General features: G+C 43.1%; 20 protein-coding genes. 7 read left to right on the forward strand and 13 right to left on the reverse strand.

The annotated features are described in order from the left end of the window. Nucleotides 1–48: 48 nt before the first annotated feature. Together VM932_RS14710 and VM932_RS14715 are read right to left on the reverse strand one after the other, a co-directional pair. Complete coding sequence (locus VM932_RS14710; RefSeq protein WP_326279707.1) at nucleotides 49–891, reverse strand: SDR family NAD(P)-dependent oxidoreductase; 843 nt, start codon at nucleotides 889–891, stop codon at nucleotides 49–51. Between the two features lie 120 nt (nucleotides 892–1011). Next, nucleotides 1012–2223 (reverse strand): RsmB/NOP family class I SAM-dependent RNA methyltransferase, encoded by a 1212-nt coding sequence (locus tag VM932_RS14715; RefSeq protein ID WP_326279786.1) that lies wholly within the window; start codon nucleotides 2221–2223, stop codon nucleotides 1012–1014. 59 nt (nucleotides 2224–2282) lie between these two features. On the opposite strand from VM932_RS14715, the gene VM932_RS14720 reads away from it, so the two are divergent. Beyond that, entirely contained in the window at nucleotides 2283–3314 is a 1032-nt protein-coding gene (locus tag VM932_RS14720; RefSeq protein ID WP_326279709.1) for a WD40/YVTN/BNR-like repeat-containing protein, read from the forward strand. A gap of 111 nt (nucleotides 3315–3425) precedes the next feature. On the opposite strand, the gene VM932_RS14725 is transcribed toward VM932_RS14720, so the two are convergent. Genes VM932_RS14725 through VM932_RS14740 form a run of 4 tightly spaced genes read right to left on the reverse strand, consistent with a single transcriptional unit; the run spans nucleotide 3426 to nucleotide 8533 of the window. Then, nucleotides 3426–5252, reverse strand: coding sequence for an ABC transporter ATP-binding protein (locus VM932_RS14725; protein ID WP_326279711.1), 1827 nt, complete (start codon nucleotides 5250–5252; stop codon nucleotides 3426–3428). 4 nt (nucleotides 5253–5256) lie between these two features. Further along, a complete protein-coding gene (locus VM932_RS14730) occupies nucleotides 5257–6963 on the reverse strand; it encodes a phospho-sugar mutase (protein WP_326279712.1) in 1707 nt (568 codons plus the stop codon). Between the two features lie 58 nt (nucleotides 6964–7021). Beyond that, a complete protein-coding gene (locus tag VM932_RS14735; protein WP_326279714.1) occupies nucleotides 7022–7969 on the reverse strand; it encodes a glycosyltransferase family 2 protein in 948 nt (315 codons plus the stop codon). Between the two features lie 42 nt (nucleotides 7970–8011). Next, nucleotides 8012–8533 (reverse strand): DUF4199 domain-containing protein, encoded by a 522-nt coding sequence (locus tag VM932_RS14740; protein ID WP_326279716.1) that lies wholly within the window; start codon nucleotides 8531–8533, stop codon nucleotides 8012–8014. Between the two features lie 159 nt (nucleotides 8534–8692). On the opposite strand from VM932_RS14740, the gene VM932_RS14745 reads away from it, so the two are divergent. The 6 genes from VM932_RS14745 (at nucleotide 8693) to VM932_RS14770 (ending at nucleotide 14893) form a co-directional block, all read left to right on the forward strand. Next, entirely contained in the window at nucleotides 8693–8962 is a 270-nt protein-coding gene (locus VM932_RS14745) for a type B 50S ribosomal protein L31 (RefSeq protein WP_163627426.1), read from the forward strand. Between the two features lie 127 nt (nucleotides 8963–9089). Next, a complete protein-coding gene (locus tag VM932_RS14750; RefSeq protein WP_326279718.1) occupies nucleotides 9090–10265 on the forward strand; it encodes a GlmU family protein in 1176 nt (391 codons plus the stop codon). A gap of 316 nt (nucleotides 10266–10581) precedes the next feature. Continuing rightward, a complete protein-coding gene (locus VM932_RS14755) occupies nucleotides 10582–11169 on the forward strand; it encodes a hypothetical protein (protein WP_326279720.1) in 588 nt (195 codons plus the stop codon). A 37-nt stretch (nucleotides 11170–11206) separates the two neighbouring features. Then, nucleotides 11207–12268: a sensor histidine kinase gene (locus tag VM932_RS14760; RefSeq protein ID WP_326279722.1), complete on the forward strand. Its 1062-nt coding sequence runs from the start codon at nucleotides 11207–11209 to the stop codon at nucleotides 12266–12268. Then, the gene (locus tag VM932_RS14765) at nucleotides 12268–12990 is read left to right on the forward strand and encodes a LytR/AlgR family response regulator transcription factor (RefSeq protein ID WP_326279724.1); all 723 of its coding nucleotides are present in this window, start codon (nucleotides 12268–12270) and stop codon (nucleotides 12988–12990) included. The genes VM932_RS14760 and VM932_RS14765 overlap by 1 nt, the downstream gene beginning before the upstream one ends. 88 nt (nucleotides 12991–13078) lie before the next feature. Beyond that, nucleotides 13079–14893 carry a CocE/NonD family hydrolase gene (locus VM932_RS14770; protein WP_326279726.1) on the forward strand — a complete coding sequence of 605 codons (1815 nt, stop codon included), beginning with the start codon at nucleotides 13079–13081 and terminating at the stop codon, nucleotides 14891–14893. Between the two features lie 86 nt (nucleotides 14894–14979). Here the strand turns inward: VM932_RS14770 and VM932_RS14775 are convergent, their stop codons facing one another. The 7 genes from VM932_RS14775 to VM932_RS14805 all read right to left on the reverse strand — a co-directional run bounded on the left by VM932_RS14775 (nucleotide 14980) and on the right by VM932_RS14805 (nucleotide 22206). Next, a complete protein-coding gene (locus tag VM932_RS14775; RefSeq protein ID WP_326279728.1) occupies nucleotides 14980–15405 on the reverse strand; it encodes a sulfur reduction protein DsrE in 426 nt (141 codons plus the stop codon). Between the two features lies 1 nt (nucleotide 15406). Further along, complete coding sequence (locus VM932_RS14780) at nucleotides 15407–15805, reverse strand: DoxX family protein (RefSeq protein ID WP_326279729.1); 399 nt, start codon at nucleotides 15803–15805, stop codon at nucleotides 15407–15409. An 8-nt stretch (nucleotides 15806–15813) separates the two neighbouring features. Continuing rightward, nucleotides 15814–17442: a bifunctional metallophosphatase/5'-nucleotidase gene (locus VM932_RS14785; protein WP_326279732.1), complete on the reverse strand. Its 1629-nt coding sequence runs from the start codon at nucleotides 17440–17442 to the stop codon at nucleotides 15814–15816. 64 nt (nucleotides 17443–17506) lie between these two features. Then, nucleotides 17507–17878, reverse strand: a complete 372-nt coding sequence (locus VM932_RS14790) for a hypothetical protein (protein ID WP_326279734.1) — start codon at nucleotides 17876–17878, stop codon at nucleotides 17507–17509. A 44-nt stretch (nucleotides 17879–17922) separates the two neighbouring features. Continuing rightward, entirely contained in the window at nucleotides 17923–18207 is a 285-nt protein-coding gene (locus tag VM932_RS14795; RefSeq protein WP_326279736.1) for a hypothetical protein, read from the reverse strand. Between the two features lie 226 nt (nucleotides 18208–18433). Further along, nucleotides 18434–20026 carry a serine hydrolase domain-containing protein gene (locus tag VM932_RS14800; protein ID WP_326279738.1) on the reverse strand — a complete coding sequence of 531 codons (1593 nt, stop codon included), beginning with the start codon at nucleotides 20024–20026 and terminating at the stop codon, nucleotides 18434–18436. Between the two features lie 134 nt (nucleotides 20027–20160). Continuing rightward, nucleotides 20161–22206 (reverse strand): amidohydrolase family protein, encoded by a 2046-nt coding sequence (locus VM932_RS14805; protein WP_326279740.1) that lies wholly within the window; start codon nucleotides 22204–22206, stop codon nucleotides 20161–20163. Between the last annotated feature and the right edge of the window lie 16 nt (nucleotides 22207–22222).

Consider the following 22222-nt stretch of genomic DNA (forward strand, 5'->3'; position numbering starts at 1 on the left):
TGGTTAATGGAGAGAGGGAAAGCCCCTCACCCCATTTGAAATTAAAGATTAATTTTTAAAGTCTGTGGAATGACTCAACACCTTGTTACTTTCCAAAATGGTTTCCAAGGATTTCAATTTATCTTGTGCCATAGCATACGAGTCGCTGCCCAAGAACAAGTGTAGGGTAGGGTTTTTGCTTTCGGCAACCTCAATTATTACCTCTGCGGCTTTTTTAGGATCACCTGGTTGATTTCCGGCAATTTCTTCCTTGTGCAAGCGTTCTGACTCACGGGCTGGGGCATAAACATCCATTTTGTTTTTAGCTAAGCGCAGGGATTCATCGGACAAAAACTCGGTACGGAAATATCCGGGATATACTACCGTGGCATTTATTCCAAATAGTTTTGCTTCCGCTGAAAGTGCTTCCGAGAGCCCAACTACGGCAAATTTTGTAGCGCAGTATATACCAAACCCAGGAAAGTTTGCTACCATACCTGCTATAGAGGCAATGTTGAAAATATGCCCAGATTGTTGTTTTCTCAAATGGGGCATGGTTTTTCTAATTACGTTCAGCATGCCAAAAACATTGACATCAAAGTTTTGTCGTGATTCTTCATCGGTCAACTCTTCCAATGTTCCATTTTGGCCATAACCTGCATTGTTCACTACCACATCAATGCGGCCAAATGTGTCCAACACCTTGGAAATACCAGATTCAACACTTTCTTCACTAATCAAATCCACTTGAAGGGGCAAGAAATCGATATGTTGGCCTACTGCACTTTCCAAAGCACTTATATTCCTTGAAGTTGCGGCTACCCTGTATTCATTGTCCAGTAGCTTTTTTACCATTGTTAACCCCAGCCCTTTTGAGGCTCCTGTGATCAACCATACTTTTTTAGTGTCCATTTTCTTTGATTTTTTTGTTATAAATTGACACTGCGAAGTTGTCCTCTATTAAGAGGAATAATGTAGCCAAATCTAAGATTGTTGTAGCCTGATTTTAGAGAAGCAAGTGAAATAATTTCTTTATCGTTTGGCCAGTAAAGCCATATAAAACCCGTCAAAACCAGTTTCTGAAGCAAAAATATTACGTTCTCTTACAAACTCAAAGTCTTTCCCGTTTTCGGATTCCAAAAACTTTTTGACTTGCTCTGTATTTTCCTGTGGAAGTATGGAACAGGTAGCATACACCATCTGTCCGCCTTTTTTTACCATTTTGCTGTAGTTCTGGAGTATATCTTGCTGCACCCCCATTATACGGTCCACAAACTCGGGCTCCAGTTTCCATTTGGAGTCTGGGTTTCTTTTGATTACTCCTAATCCTGAACAGGGCGCATCCAACAATAAACGGTCTGCGCTATTATATAGTTTTTTGATTACTTTGGTAGAATCAATCGCTCTGGTTTCCACGTTGTGCACACCATTCCTTCTGGCTCTTTTTTTAAGTTTCTTCAATTTACTTTCATAAATATCCAAAGCGATCAATTGGCCCTTGTTTTGCATTTGTGAGGCTAGGTGAAGCGTTTTGCCTCCGGCACCGGCACAGGCATCTACCACCCGTTGTCCCGGTTCAACTTCTAAAAATGGAGCCACTAATTGGGAAGAGGCATCTTGCACTTCGAACAGTCCATCTTTAAAGGCTTGGGTTACAAAAACATTCTTGCGTTCCACCAGTTTTAATGCATCGGGATACCCTTCTATAAATTCCGTAGCTATATCCTCCTTGGCCAAAAAATTCTTTAGCTGGGGTTTTGGGACTTTTAGTGTGTTGGTTCGCAGAATTACATCGGCTTGTTGGTTTTGGGCGGCAATTTCTTTAGTCCAAAGCTCATTGCCCAACGATTTTTCCCCAAGTTCGTCCATCCAATCGGGAATGGATTCCCTAAACTTTCGGATTTTGGACAGTTCATCAAACTTACCTTTTATACGACGTTCGGGCGTGCCTTCCAATTGTTTCCAATCGGGGATTCGGATACCACGTAGCACGCACCAAACCCCGAACAATCGGAACAAATGGGGCTTGCTATACGGTTTGTGAACTTCAGCAATTTCCGAATACAGACGTTTCCACCGAACAATATCATAAGTGGTCTCGGCAATAAAACCACGATCACGAGCGCCCCAGCGTTTATCGTACCGCAATACTTTTTCTATGACCTTATCGGCATATTCCCCCTCATTAAAAATCATGTGAAGGGCATCAATTACGGCAAATACCAAGTTTCTGTGTAAACGCATCATATAAAATAAGGTTGCAAAGGTATGATTTCTGCTTACTTTTGAGGAAAATAAATACAATGAGGTCAATCATTTCCTTTTTAATGGCTCTTGTATTGGTTTCCTGTGCTGGGGAGCCAAAACAAAAACCCTTTCAATCTGTTGCAATAACACCTGTTTTTGAAGACTCCGTAAGTATACGGGCGATTACTTTTTTGGATAGTAGAACATTGGCATTTGCAGGGAGCAATGGAGTTTATGGCACTATTGATGTTAATTCGCACAAGGTTATGGCCAATGTTCAGATGTTTGATTCCATTCAACCACATTTTAGGGCCGTAGACCATACTTCAAGTGATTTTTTCATGCTTTCGGTGGAAAGTCCTGCCTTATTGTACAAAACAGGTGACCAAGGAAAGATGGAATTGGTGTATACGGAAGATGGGGAAGGTGTTTTTTATGACAGCCTTACTTTTTGGAACGATTCCGAAGGTATTGCGGTAGGCGATACGGTGAATGGATGCCTTTCTATTATTATTACAAGAGATGGAGGGGCTTCGTGGAACAAATTATCGTGTTCCGACTTGCCTGATGGTATTGAGGGCGAAGGTGCTTTTGCTGCCAGTAACAGCAATATTGCCGTGCAGGGAGATAAAGTTTGGATTGGAACTACAGAGGGGAGAATCTATTTTTCAGGTGATAAAGGAGCGACTTGGGAGATACAAGAAACTCCTGTTATTTCGGATGAACCCACCCAAGGTATTTATTCCATAGACTTTTTTGATGAACACACTGGATTTGCCATTGGAGGGGATTACACCCGACCAGAATCCAATAGGGCGAATAAAATAAAAACGGTTGATGGCGGTAAAACCTGGCAATTGGTTGCCGACGGTCTGGAACCGGGATATAAAAGTTGTGTGCAGTTTGTTCCGAATTCTGGTGGCAAGGATTTGGTGGCTGTTGGTTTTACAGGAATTTCCTATTCCCATGATGGGGGCGAAAGCTGGCAGCAATTGAATGAAGCGCCTTTTTACACCCTTCGTTTCTTAAACGACTCGACGGCATACGCTGCGGGAAAAAACAGGATTGCACAATTGGTATTCAAATAAAAAGGTTTTTAGGATTCGGGAGTTCGCAGTAACACTTGAGCTTGAACTTGTCCGAAGACGGGACTCTTTTATTGGCACAAATTATCTCAAAATAACTGTGCTGGTGATGGATTAAGAGGTGAACGACTGCATCTCCACCAATTTCTTGTAGCTTTTGGCGGATTTCATCAATTCTTCATGGGTACCTTGTTCCACAATTTCCCCTTTGCTCATCACCACAATGGTATCTGCGTTTTGTATGGTGGACAGTCGATGTGCAATTACAATGGAAGTGCGGTTCAGCATCATTTTTTCCAAGGCGTCCTGTACCAATCGCTCACTTTCAGTATCCAAGGCGGAGGTTGCCTCGTCCAATATCATGATGGGTGGATTTTTCAGCACGGCTCTTGCAATGGACAAGCGTTGTTTTTGACCGCCACTCAGTTTATTTCCGCTATCTCCAATATTGGTATCGTAGCCATGAGGGAGCTCCATAATAAAATCGTGGGCATTGGCGACCTTTGCAGCGGCGATAATCTCGTCCATCGTGGCATTTTCCTTGCCTAGGGCAATGTTGTTCTTTACGGAATCGTTGAAGAGAATGGAGTCCTGCGTTACCAACCCCATGAGTCCGCGCAACGACTTTTTGGTAATGTGTTTGATGTTGGTGCCGTCAATCAATATATCTCCTTTATTTACATCGTAAAAACGAGTGACCAAATTGGCCACGGTGCTTTTTCCACTGCCGGATTGCCCTACCAAGGCAACAGTTTTCCCTTTATCAACCTTTAGGTTGAAATTTTTAAGGATATAATCGTCTTCATATTTGAAACTGACTTCTTTCAATTCAATACCTGAATTAAAATCCGTTTTATCTTCAGCTCCATCAATATCGGTGATGGGGTTTTGGGATTCGAGTATTTCCAAAACACGCTCGGCAGCGGAATTTCCTTTTTTAACGGCATAGGAAGCCTTGCTAATGGCTTTTGCAGGCGTTAATATATTAAATGCCAACCCCATATAGGATATAAAAGAGGCGGCGTCCAAGGTTCCTTCCAAGAGTACCATCCGTCCGCCAAACCAAAGCAGTACGCCAAAAACGACAATTCCAAGGAACTCGCTGGTCGGCGATGAGAGGTTTTGACGGTTCAACAAGGAGTTTGAAAACCTGAAAAAGCGTGAAGTTGAGGTTTTAAATATATGATAGAATTTAGATTCCGCGTTAAATGCTTTGATTACGCGAAGTCCCCCCAAGGTTTCTTCAACTATGGAGAGAAATTCACCTTGTTCCTTTTGTACCCTGTCCGATTTTTTCTTTAATGATTTCCCAATCCGGGATATAATCATTCCAGCAATGGGAATAAAAATAAAAACGAAAATGGTCAGCTTTACACTAATGATGAACATTACAATGATCGTAAACAGGATGGTCAAGGGCTCGCGCACGATCAACTCCAAAATGGATAGAAAGGAATGCTGAATTTCCAATACATCGGAAGTGATCCTGGCAATAACATCGCCTTTCTTTTTCTCGGAGAAGTAGGAGATGGGCAAATCCACGATTTTCCGGTACATTTTGTTACGGATGTCTTTGAGTACTCCATTACGCAAAAAGGTAATAAAATACATGGCCAAGTAATTGAAGATGTTCTTGAATAGGAATAAGAACAAAATGAGACCCACAGCCAAAAGCAGCCCTTTCATAGGGTCCTCTCCGGAGAATTGGGTCACCTGATAATTCATGTAACCTTCAAAATAATCCTTGAGCTTGCCGATACCTTCAAATTTTGGTGGATCGCTCATTTGCTTGGTTTTATCAAAAAGTACATTAAGCATTGGAATGAGTGCAGCATAGGACAATGCACTGAACAATGCATAGAGAATATTGAAGAAAATATTCAGAACACCATATTTGCGGTATGGTCTCGCAAATTGGAGAATCTTTTTAAAGTAGTTCATTCACTTATAAATTCAGCTCAGAAATGATACCTTCAATTTTGGTATCCAACTGCGAATTTACGGATTTATAATCCGCTGCCTTGTCCAATTTTCCATTTGTACTGATGTAGAACTTTACTTTGGGTTCGGTTCCACTAGGTCGCGCGGCAATTCGGGTGCCATCCTCCGTCTCGTAAATGAGTACATTGGATTTTGGCAAATGAAGCGTAAATTCCTCACCTGTCTGTACATTTTTTACAATGGAGGTATTGTAATCTTCAATGTAGAGCAGCTTTGAACCTTGAACCGTATTTACTGGATTTTCTTTAAAATCCTTCAGCATTTGTTTGATTTCTTCTGCTCCGCTCATTCCTTTTTTGGTGATGGAGATGAGTTTTTCCTTGTAGAAGCCAAACTCCACGTAGGCATCGATCAAATCTTTATAAAAAGAGCTTCCATTGGCTTTGGCGTTGGCGGCGATTTCGCAGGCCAATAGGGTAGCGGTTACTGCATCTTTGTCTCGTACAAAGTCCCCAACCATATATCCAAAACTTTCCTCGCCACCACCTATAAATCGGGAGTTGGGAAAATCCTTTATCATTTTGCCGATCCATTTAAAGCCAGTCAACGCTGTTTTAAATTCCACACCGTACGATTTTGCCATTTGCTGCATCATGGGGGTGGAAACAATGGTGGTAGCGATAAATTCGTTACCCTTGAATCCTTCTTCCTTGTATTGGTCCAAAAGGAACTTGGTCATGAGCACCATGGTCTGGTTTCCGTTCAGCAGTTCTATTTTACCATCCAAGTTGCGTACTGCGATTCCCAAACGGTCGCTATCGGGGTCGGTACCCACAACCATGTCCGCACCAATCTCTTCGGCTTTTTTTATGGCCATGGACAATGCTTCTGGTTCTTCAGGGTTTGGAGATTTTACAGTTGGGAAATCCCCATCCGGTTTTGCTTGCTCCTCAATTATAGTAACGTTTTTGTAGCCTGCTCGTTTCAATACTTCTGGAATGGCGGTAATGGAGGTTCCGTGCAAGGAAGTGAACACGATTTTGAAATTGTCCTTCCCCTTGGCGTCAAAACTTCCATTTTTTACAGATGCATCAAAAAAGGCTTCGTCCACATCTTCATCAATTAAATGTATCAGACTTTCATCCTTATCAAATTTGATGTCCTCAAAAGATAGAGAGTTGATCTCAGCTATAATTTCGCCATCCTGTGGAGGCACAATCTGTCCGCCATCGGCCCAATATACTTTGTATCCATTGTATTCCGGTGGGTTGTGGGAGGCGGTAAGTACAATTCCTGCATGGCATCCGATATGCTTCACGGCAAAGGAAAGCTCGGGGGTTGTCCTTAATTCGGAAAAGAGGTGTACCCTAATACCATTGGCCGAAAAAACCTCTGCCACGGTTTTGGCCAAAGATTTAGAATTGTGCCTGCAATCGTAAGCGATTACGACCCTAAGATCATTGTCCGTATATGTTTTTTTAAGATAATTGCTTAGACCTTGGGTATTTTTCCCCAAGGTGTACCTGTTAATTCTATTAGTGCCAACACCCATTACACCGCGCATGCCCCCAGTTCCAAATTCTAAATCCTTATAAAAGCGTTCCTTGAGTTCGTCAGGGTCGTTTTCCATAAGGTGTTTGATTTCTTTTTTTGTGTCATTGTCAAAAAAATCGGTCAACCAAGTTCGCGCTATATCGGTAATGGAATCCATGGTATTTATAGTTGTTTAGAGGTTTAAAAATACAAAGTTTAACGGGTTTTGGAATGGTCTAGAGGTTAATTTTGTCGGAGATGTTGTATCGGGTATCGTTTTTTCTGGACCGTACCATAATCTCTCCAATAAAACCCGCTAAAAATAATTGTGTGCCAATGATCATGGCGGTCAGCGCCATATAAAATTGTGGTCTTTGGGTAATTAGACGACCTGCTGGGTTAAGGAATAGTTTGTCAACACCCAAATAAAGTGAAAATCCAAAGCCTACAATAAACATGAGTACCCCCCAAGCCCCAAATAGGTGCATGGGCCTACGACCAAATTTGGAAACGAACCAAATAGTAATCAAATCCAAAAACCCATTTATAAAACGTTCCGCTCCAAACTTGGTGGAACCATATTTTCTGGCTTGGTGCTGCACTACTTTTTCCGTAATATCGGCAAAGCCGGCATTTTTGGCCAAAACAGGAATGTACCGATGCATTTCACCGGAAACTTCGATGGTTTTTATGACTTTTTGGTTGAAGGCTTTGAGCCCACAATTAAAATCGTGCAATTTTACGCCAGAAGTTTTCCGTGCTGCCCAATTGAACAGTTTGGAGGGAATGTTCTTGGTAATAACGGAATCGTATCGTTTCTTTTTCCAGCCCGATACTACATGATGCCCTTCTTGGGTGACCATTCGGTACATTTCAGGGATTTCTTCCGGATTGTCCTGAAGGTCGGCATCCATGGTGACCACAACGTCTCCCACGGCAGCTTTGAAACCCGCGTGCAGGGCCTGTGATTTGCCAAAATTTTTTAGAAAACGAATGGCTTTTGTATTTGGGTCAGTTTTGGAAAGCTCCAAAATGGTTTCCCAAGAGCCGTCGGTACTGCCATCATCAATAAAGATGATTTCATAAGAAAAATGATTGGATTGCATCACTTGTACAATCCAATCATGTAGTTCTTTTAACGATTCTTGTTCGTTAAGTAAAGGAATTACAATGGAAATCTGCATTGTTCGATTCTGGAATTCCTTTCAAAAGTAGTATTTTTTGTTTTAGTATTCCGCTTTGGACTTTTTCAAGATCAGTCCCGTAATAAGGCCCAATATCAGACCGAGTACACAATTTATAATTAAACCAATGGGATATTGTAGCCAGGAGAGGCTTTTTTGCATTTCCACACCCTGTTCCCATTGCTCCTCTGTCATGCTTGGGTTTTGTTCCATGGCTTTTGGTTTGGCCATTTCTATGGCTTTGTCCATAAAATCGGGCTCAATAAAATTGGTAAGTACAAATTGATAGGCCAAAGAAATTACAGCACCGATCAAAGCGGCGCCCACAGCAACTTTTAAAGCTTCCGAAATGGTTAAATACCCACCGTTCGCCTTTTTAAAGGCGTTGATCGCCAAAAACACAACGGCAGCCATTATTACGATGGAAATCACGATAATTGCCGTATTTCTTTCGTAGTGCATTTTTTGGGTGTAGAGCATAACGCCGAACACCACGGATATTACACCTAACAATAATCCGTAGTTAAGTGCAAATTTCCCTGTTTTGGGTTGTTGTTCTTCCATGATTTTAAAATTAGTGTTGATTACAAAAGGTTAGTGCCAGATTGCTTAGATTTGTTACAGATAAATTTACTTTTAATTTTTTAGGGCTTTTAAGTTGGAGAAATAAAAGAAATCATTAAATTTGCACCCTGAAAATTCTGAGATTAAGCATTTAAGACGATGAGAAAAGGTATACACCCAGAAAACTATAGATTGGTTGCTTTTAAAGACATGTCCAACGACGATGTGTTTATTACAAAGTCCACTGCTGAAGCGAAAGAGACCATCACTGTTGATGGTGTTGAATACCCTTTGGTAAAATTGGAAATTTCAAGAACTTCCCACCCATACTACACCGGTAAAACCAAATTGGTCGATACCGCTGGTAGAATTGACAAGTTCAAGAACAAGTACAAAAAATTCAAGAAAGAAGAGAAGGAGACCGAGTAGGCCGCACTTTTTAACGAAATATATAGACGCTCTCGATGGTTTTCGAGGGCGTTTTTTATTTTTACGGTATGTAACCTGTTTGGGAATTTCAATCACAACTTCCTAAATAGACCTTCAAAGCTGCGCTATGAACTATATCCTTTCCGACGGTAACCACCGCGAAGACCTTTTTCCTTTTACGTTCACGAGGCCTGTATCCGGGATTCGGGTGGGTATCTTAACGATTAGTGAAAAATGGGAGAAATGGCTGAAAACTTCTGTGAGCTTTCAAACTGCGGATTACCTTTCTGAAAAGTTTCCGTTATCCGTTGCGGCTAAAAATACCGTGATTAATGGTAGTTATTTGCCTAATCGAGCTTTGGTGGAAGCCATCCGCACTTTAAAGATGGGTGAAGCTTTGATTGGGGACGATAGCTATATCGCTTATGTAACAGAAAACCCAGAAACGGGTTTTGAGGAATCGGCATACACAGCCATTCCTTTTGATGGCGAGGTATTGACCATAAAGCATACCTGGGACATCTTTTCCAAAAACGGGGAGGCACTACAGGTCGATTTTGACCTACTGACCAAAGGTAGAACCAGCCAGCCCATACCCGATACCAACCAAGTTAGGAGCCCAGAGAACATTTTTATCGAAGAAGGAGCTACGGTGGAGTTCTGTATTTTGAATGCCTCCACAGGTCCTATTTATATTGGTAAAAACGCCTTGATGATGGAAGGCTGTATGGTACGAGGTGGATTGGCCCTTTGCGAAAGCGCCATTTTAAAGATGGGCGCCAAGATTTACGGTGCCGTTACCGCTGGACCGGGCTGCAAATTGGGTGGGGAAGTGAATAATGCGGTATTGTTTGCCAATTCCAACAAAGGGCACGATGGTTTTCTTGGAAACTCCGTGTTAGGGGAGTGGTGCAATATTGGGGCGGACACCAATACATCCAACTTAAAAAACAATTATGCTCCCGTTCGCCTGTGGAACTACAAAACCGAAGGTTTTGCCAAAACAGGACTGCAATTTTGCGGGTTGATGATGGGCGACCATAGCAAATGTGGCATCAATGTAATGTTTAACACGGGAACCGTGGTGGGAGTGAGTGCCAATATTTTTGGCTGTGGTTTCCCCAGAAACTTTATTCCCAGTTTTAGTTGGGGCGGCCCAGCAGGTTACACCTCTTTTAGGACCAATAAGGCTTTTGAAGTGGCAGAAGCCATGATGAAACGCCGTAACATGGAATTCAACGACACCGAAGCCAAGATACTGGAACACGTTTTTGAGTTTACCCAAAAGTGGCGGAACTACTAAATCTATTCAATTTTCCCTAGTAACTCCCAACCATTGGCTTTGTCGATAACCATACAATGTAGGGTATTAAAGTTTTTTTGAGCTGTAGGGGAAGTTTGTTGGCACCCAAGCCTAAATGACCTTGAAACTGGTTGTTTTTGGATTGGAACGCATTGTTTCCGTAGATAATTGCCGCTATTTTTTACGCCCAACTCAAATTTCATGCGTTTATGTACTTTTTCTTCTTGGGGATGGATGTTTTTGATTGCTTTGTACCAGTGATTCATCATAGTTATGATCACAACCATAATTATTCATCAATCAAAAAACAATAACAATGACAAGAAAAGTAATATTCCACTTCGCACTGCTACTGATCTTCAGTAATTGTGCATCCACAAAAACCAACCAACCAACTTTAAATGATTATACCGTTGGAGAAAAATGGACTTGGAAATGGGAACGTGCAGTGGAAGGAGAGATTCGTGCACAAGGGGAAGACATTCAGGAAGTAGTGGACTACAATGGAACTATGGGGCTCTGGAATGGGGTTGATACCGTTCAAATTTCGAAAACCACAAATCATAAGAAGAGCAGCACCCCGTTTCGTAATTGGCCTTTGCAGGTTGGAAAAAAATGGAAATACGAATCAGAATGGGAAAATGATGAAGGTACTACGGGAAAAACCATTCAAGATGCTGAAATTGTTTCATTTGAAGAGTTAAATGTGGTCGCCGGAACATTCAAGGCGTATAAAATAGAATACAAAGGAATTGTAACAAATTCTAGAGGTTTTAAAGGGGAAATGACGGATATTTGGTGGTATTCCCCAGATTTAAAAACATATATCAAGCATGTTAATGAGGATGGGTATGGGGTATATGTAAATGAGTTGACCAGTTATTCAAATCCCGAGTTGCAATAACCAAGCAAAACAAGAGGTCCTAAAAATGAATGGTTCAATGCAGAACAAAACGACAAAAACAAGACTATCCCTCTATTGGAAATGCCAATTTATTGGCTGGGGCCTTGTTTCCCTCTTGTGGCTTTACATTGCTTTGGTACGGGATCGGTTTACCATTACTCAAGCTTTAATCAATTATATATTGGATGTTGCCATTTGTATTGGCCTGACCCATGCTTATAGGAGCATAGCTTTAAAAGCTAATTGGAACCAGTTGGGGATAAAGGGATTGATTAAGAAGGTTATTCCCTCTATTTTGGTGTTGGCCGTACTGTTCATGCTGATAATGAATCTAAAAACATCGGCTTACATTTATTTGATAAATGATAGCAATACATTTCTGGAGAATTTGTCGGTTTGGAATCCGGTTCTGATTACCGGATTGAGACATATGGCTATTTGGGTATTGGCCTACCATGCCTATCACTTCTATATTAAAGAGGTACATACGGCTAAAACAAACGCCCAACTTTCGGTAATTGCAAAGCAAAGTCAGTTGGACAATCTAGCTGCACAGTTGAATCCACATTTTTTGTTCAATTCCTTAAATTCCATCAAAGCCTTGGTTTTTGAAAACCCGAAAAGTGCACGAAGGGCCATAGATTTATTGTCCGACCTATTGCGTTCATCATTGTATGAAAAAGAGCATACCACCACATCCATTGCAGAAGAAATGGCGTTGGTAAAGGATTATGTGGAGTTGGAAAAACTTCGATTTGAGGAACGCCTAAATATTACCTTTGATATTGACCACACGCTTGAAAACGTTAAAATCCCGCCATTAAGTATTCAACTTTTGGTAGAAAATGCCATTAAGCACGGTATTGATAAACAATTGGATGGGGGCACTGTAGATATTTCGGTTCAAAAGAAGAACGACCATGTAATGATTAGCGTTAAAAATCCTGGAAATCTTTCCAAAGGAAAGCATAAGGGGCTAGGCCTGAAAAATCTTAATGAACGCCTTTTATTGCAATATGAGGGAAGGGCGGAGTTTAAGGTTGAAACCCCTTCGGAAAACAGGGTGGTTGCCACATTAATGATTCCAATTGAAAAATGATGAGTACGTATACAACTTTGATCATAGATGATGAGCGCTTGGCCCGAGAAGAGGTCCGGAGAGCCCTTGAAAGCTATCCAGAATTTGAAATTGTGGGTGAAGCCAACAATGTGGAAGTTGCTATTGGATTAATAGAAGAAGAGCATCCAGACATCATCTTTTTGGACATTCATATGCCGGAGAAATCGGGGTTTGATTTATTGGAGGAGTTGGGAGCCGTTCCCGAAGTAGTGTTTACAACGGCCTATGATCAATACGCTGTCCAAGCTTTTGAAGTAAATGCCTTGGATTATTTGGTGAAACCCCTAAGGGAAGAACGCTTTGCCAAAACCATAGAAAAGGTAAAGCTGGAACTGCAAAAGAAGGAAGAAGCGCAAAAAGCACCCTTGGCAAGCCATCAAAAAATATTTATCAAGGATGGCGAAAAGGTATATTTTATTGCTTTGGCCGAGATAAGTTTAATCGAATCCTTGGAAAATTATGCACGCTTGTATTTTGGCAATAAAAAAGCCATGATCAAGCGTTCCCTGAACCAATTGGAAGAAAAATTGGACCCAAATACGTTTTTTCGGGTCAACCGAAGTCAAATCATCAATACGGAATACATCAAGGAAATCCACCCGTATTTCAACAACAAACTGCAGTTGGTATTGACCACAGGGGAAAAGATAGATCTCTCGAGCAGGCAATCGGTTAAGTTCAAAAAACGGAACAGTTTGTAGCGGTTTCACAAGCAATCAAATCAAAATAACGAACAGCAAAAACATATTGCTTTAGGACGGTTATATCCTGAACTTAAAATCAATCAAAATGAAAAATTCAATCAACAAAACGTTTGTTCTTGTCGTGGTAGCCCTCTGTTTTGTGGCCTCCTGCAAGGAACAAGCTCCCGTTCAAACCCCAAGAGCGATCATGGAAGACGGCAAAACATACCTGGTTCAGGACAGTATATTGATTTCAACCGATGATGGAGCAAAAATCCATGCAATCGTAGTTCGAAATGCCGAGGCTTCGGAACCAAGTCCGGCCGTGTTTTTTCATACCATCTACGCACGTAAAAGCGATCTTAAAAGAGCTAAAATGGCTGCGGACTACGGGTACGTAGGGGTGGTTTCGTACACTCGTGGCAAGGGCTTGAGCCCTGATTCGATAGTCCCTTATAAATATGAGTCAACCGACACCTATGAGGTAATCGATTGGATCAGTAAACAAGATTGGAGCAACCAAAAAGTGGGAATGTATGGTGGAAGCTACGTCGGCTTCACCCAATGGGCTGCGGTAAAGCACAAGGTGCATCCTGCCTTAAAAACCATTGTTCCTTCGGTCTCCGCAGCGCCGGGTATCGCAGAACCTATGGAAAATGGGGTATATTTTAATTTCCACTTTCCTTGGCACCATTATGTATCGAATAATAAGTATTTGGACACCACTTTATATTACAACGGCCAAAGGTGGCGAGACCTTAACATGAAATGGTTTGAAAAAGGGGTGGCCTACAAGGCCATGGATAGCTTGGACGGATTGCCTAACCCACAGTTTCGGGAGCGGTTATTACACCCCGCCTACGATGCCTATTGGCAAAACATGATGCCCTACCAAGAGGAGTTTGCGCATATAAAGATTCCCGTTTTGGCAACAACAGGCTACTATGATGGTGGGCAAGTCGGAACGCAGTATTATTTGAAAGAACATACCAAATACAACAAAAATGCGGAGCATTATCTGGTAATAGGGCCATACACCCATTTTGGAGCCCAGGAAAAAACCAGCGCCAATATTTTTGGGTACGATATAGACCCCGTGGCCCAAATTGATGTCACGGAATTGATCTTTGATTGGTTTGATTATATATTAAAGGGTGAGGCTAAACCCAAATTATTGCAGGACAAAATCAATTATCAGGTGATGGGAGCCAATACATGGGGCCATGCTCCCTCGCTGCAGGAAATGGTGAACGATACGCTCAAGTATTATTTGAGCAACGAGCGTTCGGGAGTTGGCTTTGCATCGCTGTTTGATACCGGAAATAATGGGAAGGATATCCATTTCACCCTTGCGGAGCAGCCTGTAGACTCCAATGAATACTTGGAGCAGGCGATTGATTTTTTGGACCGAAGCAACCTTACCTGGAATTCAAGTGGCTGGAGGAACATTGTTGAAGACAGTTTAATGGTGGGACATGGTTTTTCCTTTGCAACCCAACCTTTTGATGCCGATTTTGAACTGAACGGTTCTTTTGGAGGGGAAATCTCGGTGTCCATCAATAAAAAGGATTTTGATTATAAAGTTGTGTTGTTTGAGCAGACCCCTGAGGGCAATTTCTTTGCACTGACCTTGCCCTATGTGGGCAGGGCGAGTTATGTGCGAGATTGGGAGCACCGACAATTATTGACACCCCATGAAAAGGTAAAACTCCCATTCGCAATTGTACGGATGACAAGTAAGAAAATAAGTAAGGGCAGTCGGTTGATAGTGGTGGTCAATGGAATTAAAGACCCCTTCTCTGAAATCAATTATGGTACAGGTAAAAATGTCAGCGAAGAAACCATAAAAGATGCCAAAGAGCCTTTGACCATTAAATGGTATGGGGATAGTTATTTGGAGATTCCTGTGATGAAAAAATAAATGGACCTCGGATTTCCCTTAATGTACCAAAAAAGAAAAAGGGACGATGTTTCCAACGCCCCTTTTAATAACAAAATCAGGTTTTTTTATAAAGTAATGCTTAAAAACCCATCTTTTTGTAGGTTAAAATCATACAGAATCCCATTGGCTACCACACCCATTTCCTTGGGTAGTTTTGTGGCATCTACTCCGAATTTTTTAAGGGAAAAACCACAGGCCAACAGTTTTATCTTTTCACTTTTGGCCAAATCCAGAAACGGTTGCATTTGTTCCATGTCTGTTAGCCCTTTCACCGTCTCTCCGCAGATGACCACATGGAACTCCCCGAACTGGTCACCATCATCGGCAGCCAGTTCATCAGCAGCCAACAAGATGGCCTTTAATTGTGGAATTTTTCGGGTAAGCACAATGTAGTTGTTCTGATCTTTATTGTAGGTGCTTTGTGCACTCACTTGACTAAGCCCGGTCAAAAAGCTGATGGCCAACAAGGCCACGGTTAATAATTTTTTCATTTTATTGTTTTTTAAGTTTTGGATTTAATACAAAAAAGAGGAGTCCGCCCAGAATAGCAATATTCTTGAACAAGGGCCCCACCGTCGCCATTTGACCTACTTGAATAGTCAAAGTGATGGGAATAAGCATCAAGATCAACAGTAAGGCCGACCATTTGGTCTTGAAGCCCACAGCTAAAGCAATACCGGCAAGCAGCATCACCACTCCAGAGGCAATCACCGAAAACTCCGGTAGCCCCAATAAATGACCCAAAGCTCCAAACTTGGCATTTTCGATGCGAGCAACGGCCTTATCGGTATTGATTAAATGGTTTAAACTGGCCACGATGAATATCAAACTCACCATGACCCGTAACACGGCTACCGAACTACGGTTAACTTCAATTTTGTTGTTTTGCATGGCTTGTTTTAATGGAATTGATAATCCGTTCCCGGTAATTGCGACAATACATTGGGGCCTAAATCCAGGGCTTTGGCCCTGCCATCCAAAGTTGGGGCAATGGTGCCCTTTTCTTTGAGGTATTCCTCGATCACATCGTGGATCGTGTAGTCCATCACCTTGGTTTCTAAAGTGTTGGGTATACGACAGAGGGTAGGTAGGGGTTCACCTTCCCTACGACAAGCGGACATGGTGTACAGTTTGTCATCTTGAATTGGTTTGCCGCCAATTTTTATGGACGCTACGCGCTCGTCCATCGGTTTGTTCGCATAGAAAGTCAGTTCCATGCCCGAAAAGCGCACCAACCAGCCGCCAAAACGTTCCGTAGGGTTTTGTGCGAATACATTGTGCAATTCTTTTTCCAGCCAATCCTTGATTTGTTTACCGCTGGCCTTTCCAATTTTTACCTTTTCATTTACAGGGAGCATGCTCCAAAGGTCTACCTTAGTAATGGGAGATTTACCTCCTTCTTCAACAGAAATTGGTGTACTGAACCGAAAACCATTGGAAATGGAAACATCAACCCCCGTTTTCCATCGGGCGGCATCGGTAATAAAATTGTCCATGGGATTTTCAACTACAAAATAACGGTAGAGCGGAACACCGGTATATCCCAACACTTGATTTGCTTCTTCTTGATATGGAGCGGTTGCTGTTTCAATAATTTGGGCCACTTTTTCATCTGCTGCGTATGTTGATGGGTCCACTTCCAAAAGGTCATAGGCTTCGTTCACCACTTTGCCGTCTTTAACCGTTAAGGTAAGCTTACCCACAAAGGAAGCAAAGGCCCCAGGCTCGGTCACTTTGGTGTATTCGGTCTCCAAAGGTTTGCGGATACGTTCGTGGGTATCGTTGCCCAGCACATAGTCCACCCGCTCCAAGGCGGGGTTGTTGGCCAAATCGTATTGTTTGCTGATGCCAATATGCGTTACCAAAAACAACACATCCACCTTTTGGTTGTCCTTAAGTTCGGTGATCAGGGCTTCCAAGTTTTCCTCGATGTGATCAAAACGGATACCTTCACTAAACGAAGGGTTCTGACGTACCGGAATTTCGGGGTCGTTATAGGAGATAAAACCGAGTTTTACGCCTTTCAATTCTTTTACAAAATACTGAGGAAACAAAGATTTTCCCGTGGCTTGGTGGTACATATTGGCCGAAATCACCGGCGTATCGTATTGGGTGAGCACGTCCATCATGGTTTGTTTGCCGTACACTACTTCCCAGTTACCCGGAATTAGAAAATCGTAGCCCATTTCTTGGATGATGGGGGCAAAGGCCTTCCCTTCCGAAAGTGCGGCAAAAGCACTTCCTTGGATCATGTCGCCACCATCCAAGATCAAGGTGCCTTCGGGGTTTTTACTTCGTTCGTCCTCAAATAGGGTTTTTACATGGGCGAGTCCACCCAGTTTTCTAAAGGTGATGTGTTCGTCTTCCCAAAAAAGTTCGTCGTGGGGAAACAATTGTCCGTGAATGTCGGCGGTCTGTAATATGGTGATGGTCTGTTCGGTGTCTTGCGCAGGGGTTTTGGCATCCTTGCAAGAGGATAGGGTTCCGAAGAGCAGGGCGACAAGGCCCAAATATTTTATAGTTTGCATGTTGTTGTTTTATAATTAGTTAAAAGATAAGGGGGTAGGCAATGCCTGATGTGGAAAGGACTACTTATGAATAGATTTTGAACTGCCGATATAAAATGTAGAGGGGAACCACCGAAGCAAAGGGTTGCTTTTCGGCAGCGTAAACGTTCTTTCCGTTATTGGAAGCGGTAAAACAGCTAGGGGTTGCCACGGCTGGTAATAGAGCAGTGGCCCTATCCAACTGCAATACGGTACTCTCGCTATGCTGCACAGCCTCGTAGGAAGCGCAGGAAGCGGATATGGTAGTTTTTATTTTGTTGGAGACTTCGGATTTTTCCAAGCCCAGGGCATGTTCCAAGGAATTACGGACTTTGCAGGGCGCCACCAACAGCAAACCTGCCAACAAAGCGGTAAACAGGATGCGCATGTCGAATGTGGATTTGTGGATTCCCGGCATATTCCAAAGAAAGTATTAATTAGCCAAAAAAAATGTAACTAAAGTTACATAGGTGTTGGAGTGGTTTTGGCCAACGGTCTAGTGTATAGTCCTATATTTTTTAGACAAACGACACTTTTGGAGAATTCTTGAAATAGATACTCTTGAAATTTTTTGTGAAAATGAGTTATAATTGAATCATTTCCCTCACCTCCATATGTATCAATCATTGGTTTAGCAACGTCAAACGTTACTAACTCATTCTCTTTGTTATCTTTTTTTTCCTTTGACTTTATGTTTTCGTCTTCTGTATTTTCTGCCTTTAATTCAGCAATTTTCTTTTTTGCCATGATTTTTATATTTATTGTCAACGTTAAAAGATATAAATCGTTTCAATACTTAGACTTCGCTCAACACAAAGTGATTTATATAAACCTATACTGAATCGAGTTCAGTGCAGACAACTGAGTTAATAGAAAAAAACCTACAATCACTTGCGCTTTTCCGTAAGTACTCAACACTTTTATCAATAGTAATGCATTGGTATAGTGATCATTAGGTGTAAATCCCGTCTCTCTATGGCTTCGCTTTATTTGAATCAAAGGCTACATCCAACCGCTGTACTTTTGGGTATTTCTCTGGTGTTAGCGTAAAAAAGATGTTCACTTCCCCATTTTCGGCCTGTAGGGTATAGCGCCCCCGTAGCTGGTTTATGGGATGCATGTCACCTACCGCTTCAATGGCCCCGGCTTTTTCCAAAACATTTTGTATTGCTGCCCTTCTTTTTTCTCGCGATAGGTCCAAATAAAAATTCTCGGCCAAGATTTGCTCTTCCAAAATGGGTTCCCATTGCTGGATCAGTTGGGTAATCTGTTCTTGCCGTTCCAATAGCACATCGGAGGCGAGTAATTTCCGTGGCTGTAGATCGGCCGTCTCGAACAATAATTTACTAAGTTCATTTAACGACCAAGGCGAGGTATAGGTAAGGTTGCAAAAGGCCATAATGCCCACGCCATACTCGGGGTAAAAGCTATAGTTGCTGCCAAAGCCGGGCAACGCGCCTCCATGCGAGACCCTTTTAAGGCCATTGCAGTATTCCGTAATGCCCAATCCAAAGCCGTAGCCGGCCAAAACAGCACAGTCGTCACCTTTATAATCTTTTGCATTGGCGTACAACCTTGGGAACTGTGGCGTCTGCATTTCGCGCAACGAACTTCGTTTTATGGGGCCGCTGTCATCCTCGTTCCGGGGAGGCCATGCCGAAAGGTGAAAACTCACATATTTACTAAAATCGGCTATGGAGGTAATGAGTCCTCCCATGGCACCAAAAGAACCGTCGTGGAGCATGGGTTCCAGTTTCCATTGTTCATCTTCCCAGCGATACCCGATGGCCAGTTGTTCTTCGGGAATGCCTTCGTATTCCCAATAGGTGTGGTCCATACCCAAGGGCTTAAATATATTTTGGGTGATATAGTCCTGATAGGGCATCCCAGAAACCACGGAAACAACATGCCCTAAAAGGGCATACCCGGTATTGCTGTATTCGTACCCGTAGGAAGGAACATTGGAAAAGGAGATGCCTTCATCTACAAGATCAATCAACATCTGATCGGGTTCGTCCAACTGGCGGTCGCCCCAAGGATTGTCCTCGGGAAATCCGGCCGTCATGGTCAAAAGGTTTTCAATGTCTATGGTCGGTGCATCTTTGGTAAGATAGGTGAGTTTCGACATTTCGGGAATGTACTTGCTGACAGGGTCGTTCAGCGACAGTTTTCCTTCATCCCTGAGTTTTATAATGGCCATTGCGGTAAAACTTTTGGTCATGGAGGCTATTCGGAAAGCGGATGAGGGCGAAGCGGGAATCTCCTTCTCAAGGTTCAGGTATCCAGTGGCAGCCGTAAACACCAATTCATTGTCCACTACAATACCGAAGGCAACACCTGGTAAATGCTCGGCCTTGGCGTACTCCTCGATGGATTGCTTTAGCTCGGGTACGATTTGTTTGATTTTTTCTATCCGATCATCGGGGTCAAAAATCGAAGCTTTGTACGATTCGGAATAGGAACGGGCCGGACTTTCGACCGTTGTTTCGGTGGTTTGTTTTGTATTGCACGAGAAAAAGCTTGCAACCAAACAAATAGTGGTAAGTTGAAAAAGTAAGTGTTTCATTCTTTTAGTGTTAGAAGATACTGTACCGAAAAATACCGAATATTCATCAAATAGAAATTGAGAACGGTTCCATTAATAAAAAAAGCCAGTAGCAAACTGCCACTGGCTTTTAAAAGTTATCTGAGAAAAAGATGCTATTCGGTTACTTCGGGTTTTTCGGTAAAAGGAGTTATCCCAAAAGCCGGGTACACATCGGAGGGGTAGTAAAACGTTCCGCCGCGCGATACCATGGCAATGGTTTTAATGGCCTTAATGTCCTCTACCGGATTGCCGGGTACCAAAAAGAAATCGGCCAATTTACCGGGTTCAATGCTTCCTAAACTTTCATGCCCCAAGTATTGCGCCATATCGTAACTGGCCAATTTTAATACTTCGGCAGGGGTGTAGCCCAATTGTTGGTGGTACAGTTCCAGCTCGCGGTGCAGGTTAAAGGCACCGCCCAAATCGGTTCCGGCCACAATTAAAATGCCTTTGTCCTTCATCATTTTAAGGGTTTCCACGATTTTATCGTAGGCTTTGCGGTAGGCTTTGTCCTCTTCATCGTCCGCAATCTGCGCCAAGGCCACTTTTAGGCTACGTTGCTCGTTGGGCGGCATGTGGTCTACATAATCCAAGGCACCGGGGGTTACTTCCCCGTTGCGGGAGAGCATCAAACGCTCGTGGATGGCCAAGGTGGGGTCCATTGCCGTTTTGTTGGCTACGAACAAATCCAAGGTCTCCTGTACTTTGTCACTGTTCAAATCCAGTTCGGGGAATCGTTTCATGGCGGTGAGGCGCAATAATGTACGGGTATCTTCTTCCGGTTCCAACACCCAGCCCAACATGGTCTGGTTAATGTGCGTCATCTCATCATAACCAGCATTTACCATGGCATTGGCATTGGAAAAGGCAGGTACATGCCCGGTTACGAACAGACCTTGATCGTGCGCTTTTTTTACAATGGCAGGTGCCCAATCACCGTCCATGCTATTGTAGAGTTTTACACCGTAAAAACCGAGGCTGTCGTAGGTGTCCACAGCAGCCAATGCCTCTTCCTGGCTTTCCACCAAAATACCATTATTACTGCTGTACGGGCTTTTTCCTTCAATAAACCCAAGGCGGGTAATGCGGGGTCCGGCGAGTACACCGGAGTTGATTTTTTCAATCAAGTTGCTCAGCACCTCGGTATTGTTCCCCATATCTCGGAAAGAGGTGATTCCTGCCAAAATGTTCAACAAAGCACCGTTGTCGCCTGTGTGGGCGTGCATTTCGTACAGACCGGGCACCAAAGTTCCGCCCTTGCCTTCGATGACCACTTCGTCCTCGCCAGTGGCATCGGCAGCTTCAATAGCGGTGATTTTTTCACCTTCTACGACCACGGAAACCGGGTCGGTCAGGGATAGGGTTTTTGGGTCAAAAACCTTTACGTTGGAAATGCGCACTTTTTTACCGTAGTTGTGGGCGTATTCTTTTTGAAGTTTTTCGTAGCGCTCGGCGGAATAGTTTTCGGCCAATTGGCGCAAATCCTTTTCTTCGGCTTCGTAGCCATCCCGAACCACGATGTAGCGGGGTGAGATATAGGCAAAGAAACGCTCCGAATCATCCATAATAAAATAGGAAGGATTCATCTCCGCACCGGACAGCGCATAGGTGGTCAAGGCCAATTCGCCCTCGCCTGAGCTGCTGGGTACGGTCAAATCCTCCATTTTGGTCAGGGTCAAGTTCCCGGCGGGCAGCACGGGCAAGGTGTTTTCGGGCGCATCCATGAGCAAACGGGCTGCCAAAACTGCACTGTACGGACTTCCAAATTGGTTTACATAGAGTTGTGGTGATTCCACAGCGGCGTTCCCCGAGCCTGTGGCATCGGTCCAAGAGGCCTCTCCACCTTCCAAGGAGAACTGTTCGTCCACGGCATTGCCAAAGGTGGTGTTTCCGGTTATTTGCCAGTTTACGGGATAGCCTTCGGCGTTGAGCACAATAGTTTCCTTCATGGTTGGGCCACGGCCATTGTTTTTGTAATCGTAGTCAATAGTAATGGTATCACCAGTGGTGTTGGTTTTGAGGTAGCCCACTTTGGTCTCGCTGATAATTACGGAGTAGTTCTCCTCACCTTGGTAGTCCGCCAAGGATGATGTGGGTTCGGTTTTACAGGAATAGCAGGCCAGTAATACAAGGGCAACGACAAATAAGCGTAGTTTCATAGGGTTGGTTTGAGTA

The organism is Flagellimonas halotolerans (assembly GCF_035818535.1).
In the GTDB taxonomy this organism is placed as follows: domain Bacteria; phylum Bacteroidota; class Bacteroidia; order Flavobacteriales; family Flavobacteriaceae; genus Flagellimonas; species Flagellimonas halotolerans.

Excerpts from the sequence above, each read along its gene's own strand:
- VM932_RS14710 (WP_326279707.1), bottom strand. The coding sequence starts at position 891 with ATGGACACTAAAAAAGTATGGTTGATCACAGGAGCCTCAAAAGGGCTG.
- VM932_RS14715 (WP_326279786.1), bottom strand. The coding sequence starts at position 2,223 with ATGCGTTTACACAGAAACTTGGTATTTGCCGTAATTGATGCCCTTCAC.
- VM932_RS14720 (WP_326279709.1), top strand. The coding sequence starts at position 2,283 with ATGAGGTCAATCATTTCCTTTTTAATGGCTCTTGTATTGGTTTCCTGT.
- VM932_RS14725 (WP_326279711.1), bottom strand. The coding sequence starts at position 5,252 with ATGAACTACTTTAAAAAGATTCTCCAATTTGCGAGACCATACCGCAAA.
- VM932_RS14730 (WP_326279712.1), bottom strand. The coding sequence starts at position 6,963 with ATGGATTCCATTACCGATATAGCGCGAACTTGGTTGACCGATTTTTTT.
- VM932_RS14735 (WP_326279714.1), bottom strand. The coding sequence starts at position 7,969 with ATGCAGATTTCCATTGTAATTCCTTTACTTAACGAACAAGAATCGTTA.
- VM932_RS14740 (WP_326279716.1), bottom strand. The coding sequence starts at position 8,533 with ATGGAAGAACAACAACCCAAAACAGGGAAATTTGCACTTAACTACGGA.
- VM932_RS14745 (WP_163627426.1), top strand. The coding sequence starts at position 8,693 with ATGAGAAAAGGTATACACCCAGAAAACTATAGATTGGTTGCTTTTAAA.
- VM932_RS14750 (WP_326279718.1), top strand. The coding sequence starts at position 9,090 with ATGAACTATATCCTTTCCGACGGTAACCACCGCGAAGACCTTTTTCCT.
- VM932_RS14755 (WP_326279720.1), top strand. The coding sequence starts at position 10,582 with ATGACAAGAAAAGTAATATTCCACTTCGCACTGCTACTGATCTTCAGT.
- VM932_RS14760 (WP_326279722.1), top strand. The coding sequence starts at position 11,207 with ATGCAGAACAAAACGACAAAAACAAGACTATCCCTCTATTGGAAATGC.
- VM932_RS14765 (WP_326279724.1), top strand. The coding sequence starts at position 12,268 with ATGAGTACGTATACAACTTTGATCATAGATGATGAGCGCTTGGCCCGA.
- VM932_RS14770 (WP_326279726.1), top strand. The coding sequence starts at position 13,079 with ATGAAAAATTCAATCAACAAAACGTTTGTTCTTGTCGTGGTAGCCCTC.
- VM932_RS14775 (WP_326279728.1), bottom strand. The coding sequence starts at position 15,405 with ATGAAAAAATTATTAACCGTGGCCTTGTTGGCCATCAGCTTTTTGACC.
- VM932_RS14780 (WP_326279729.1), bottom strand. The coding sequence starts at position 15,805 with ATGCAAAACAACAAAATTGAAGTTAACCGTAGTTCGGTAGCCGTGTTA.
- VM932_RS14785 (WP_326279732.1), bottom strand. The coding sequence starts at position 17,442 with ATGCAAACTATAAAATATTTGGGCCTTGTCGCCCTGCTCTTCGGAACC.
- VM932_RS14790 (WP_326279734.1), bottom strand. The coding sequence starts at position 17,878 with ATGCCGGGAATCCACAAATCCACATTCGACATGCGCATCCTGTTTACC.
- VM932_RS14795 (WP_326279736.1), bottom strand. The coding sequence starts at position 18,207 with ATGGCAAAAAAGAAAATTGCTGAATTAAAGGCAGAAAATACAGAAGAC.
- VM932_RS14800 (WP_326279738.1), bottom strand. The coding sequence starts at position 20,026 with ATGAAACACTTACTTTTTCAACTTACCACTATTTGTTTGGTTGCAAGC.
- VM932_RS14805 (WP_326279740.1), bottom strand. The coding sequence starts at position 22,206 with ATGAAACTACGCTTATTTGTCGTTGCCCTTGTATTACTGGCCTGCTAT.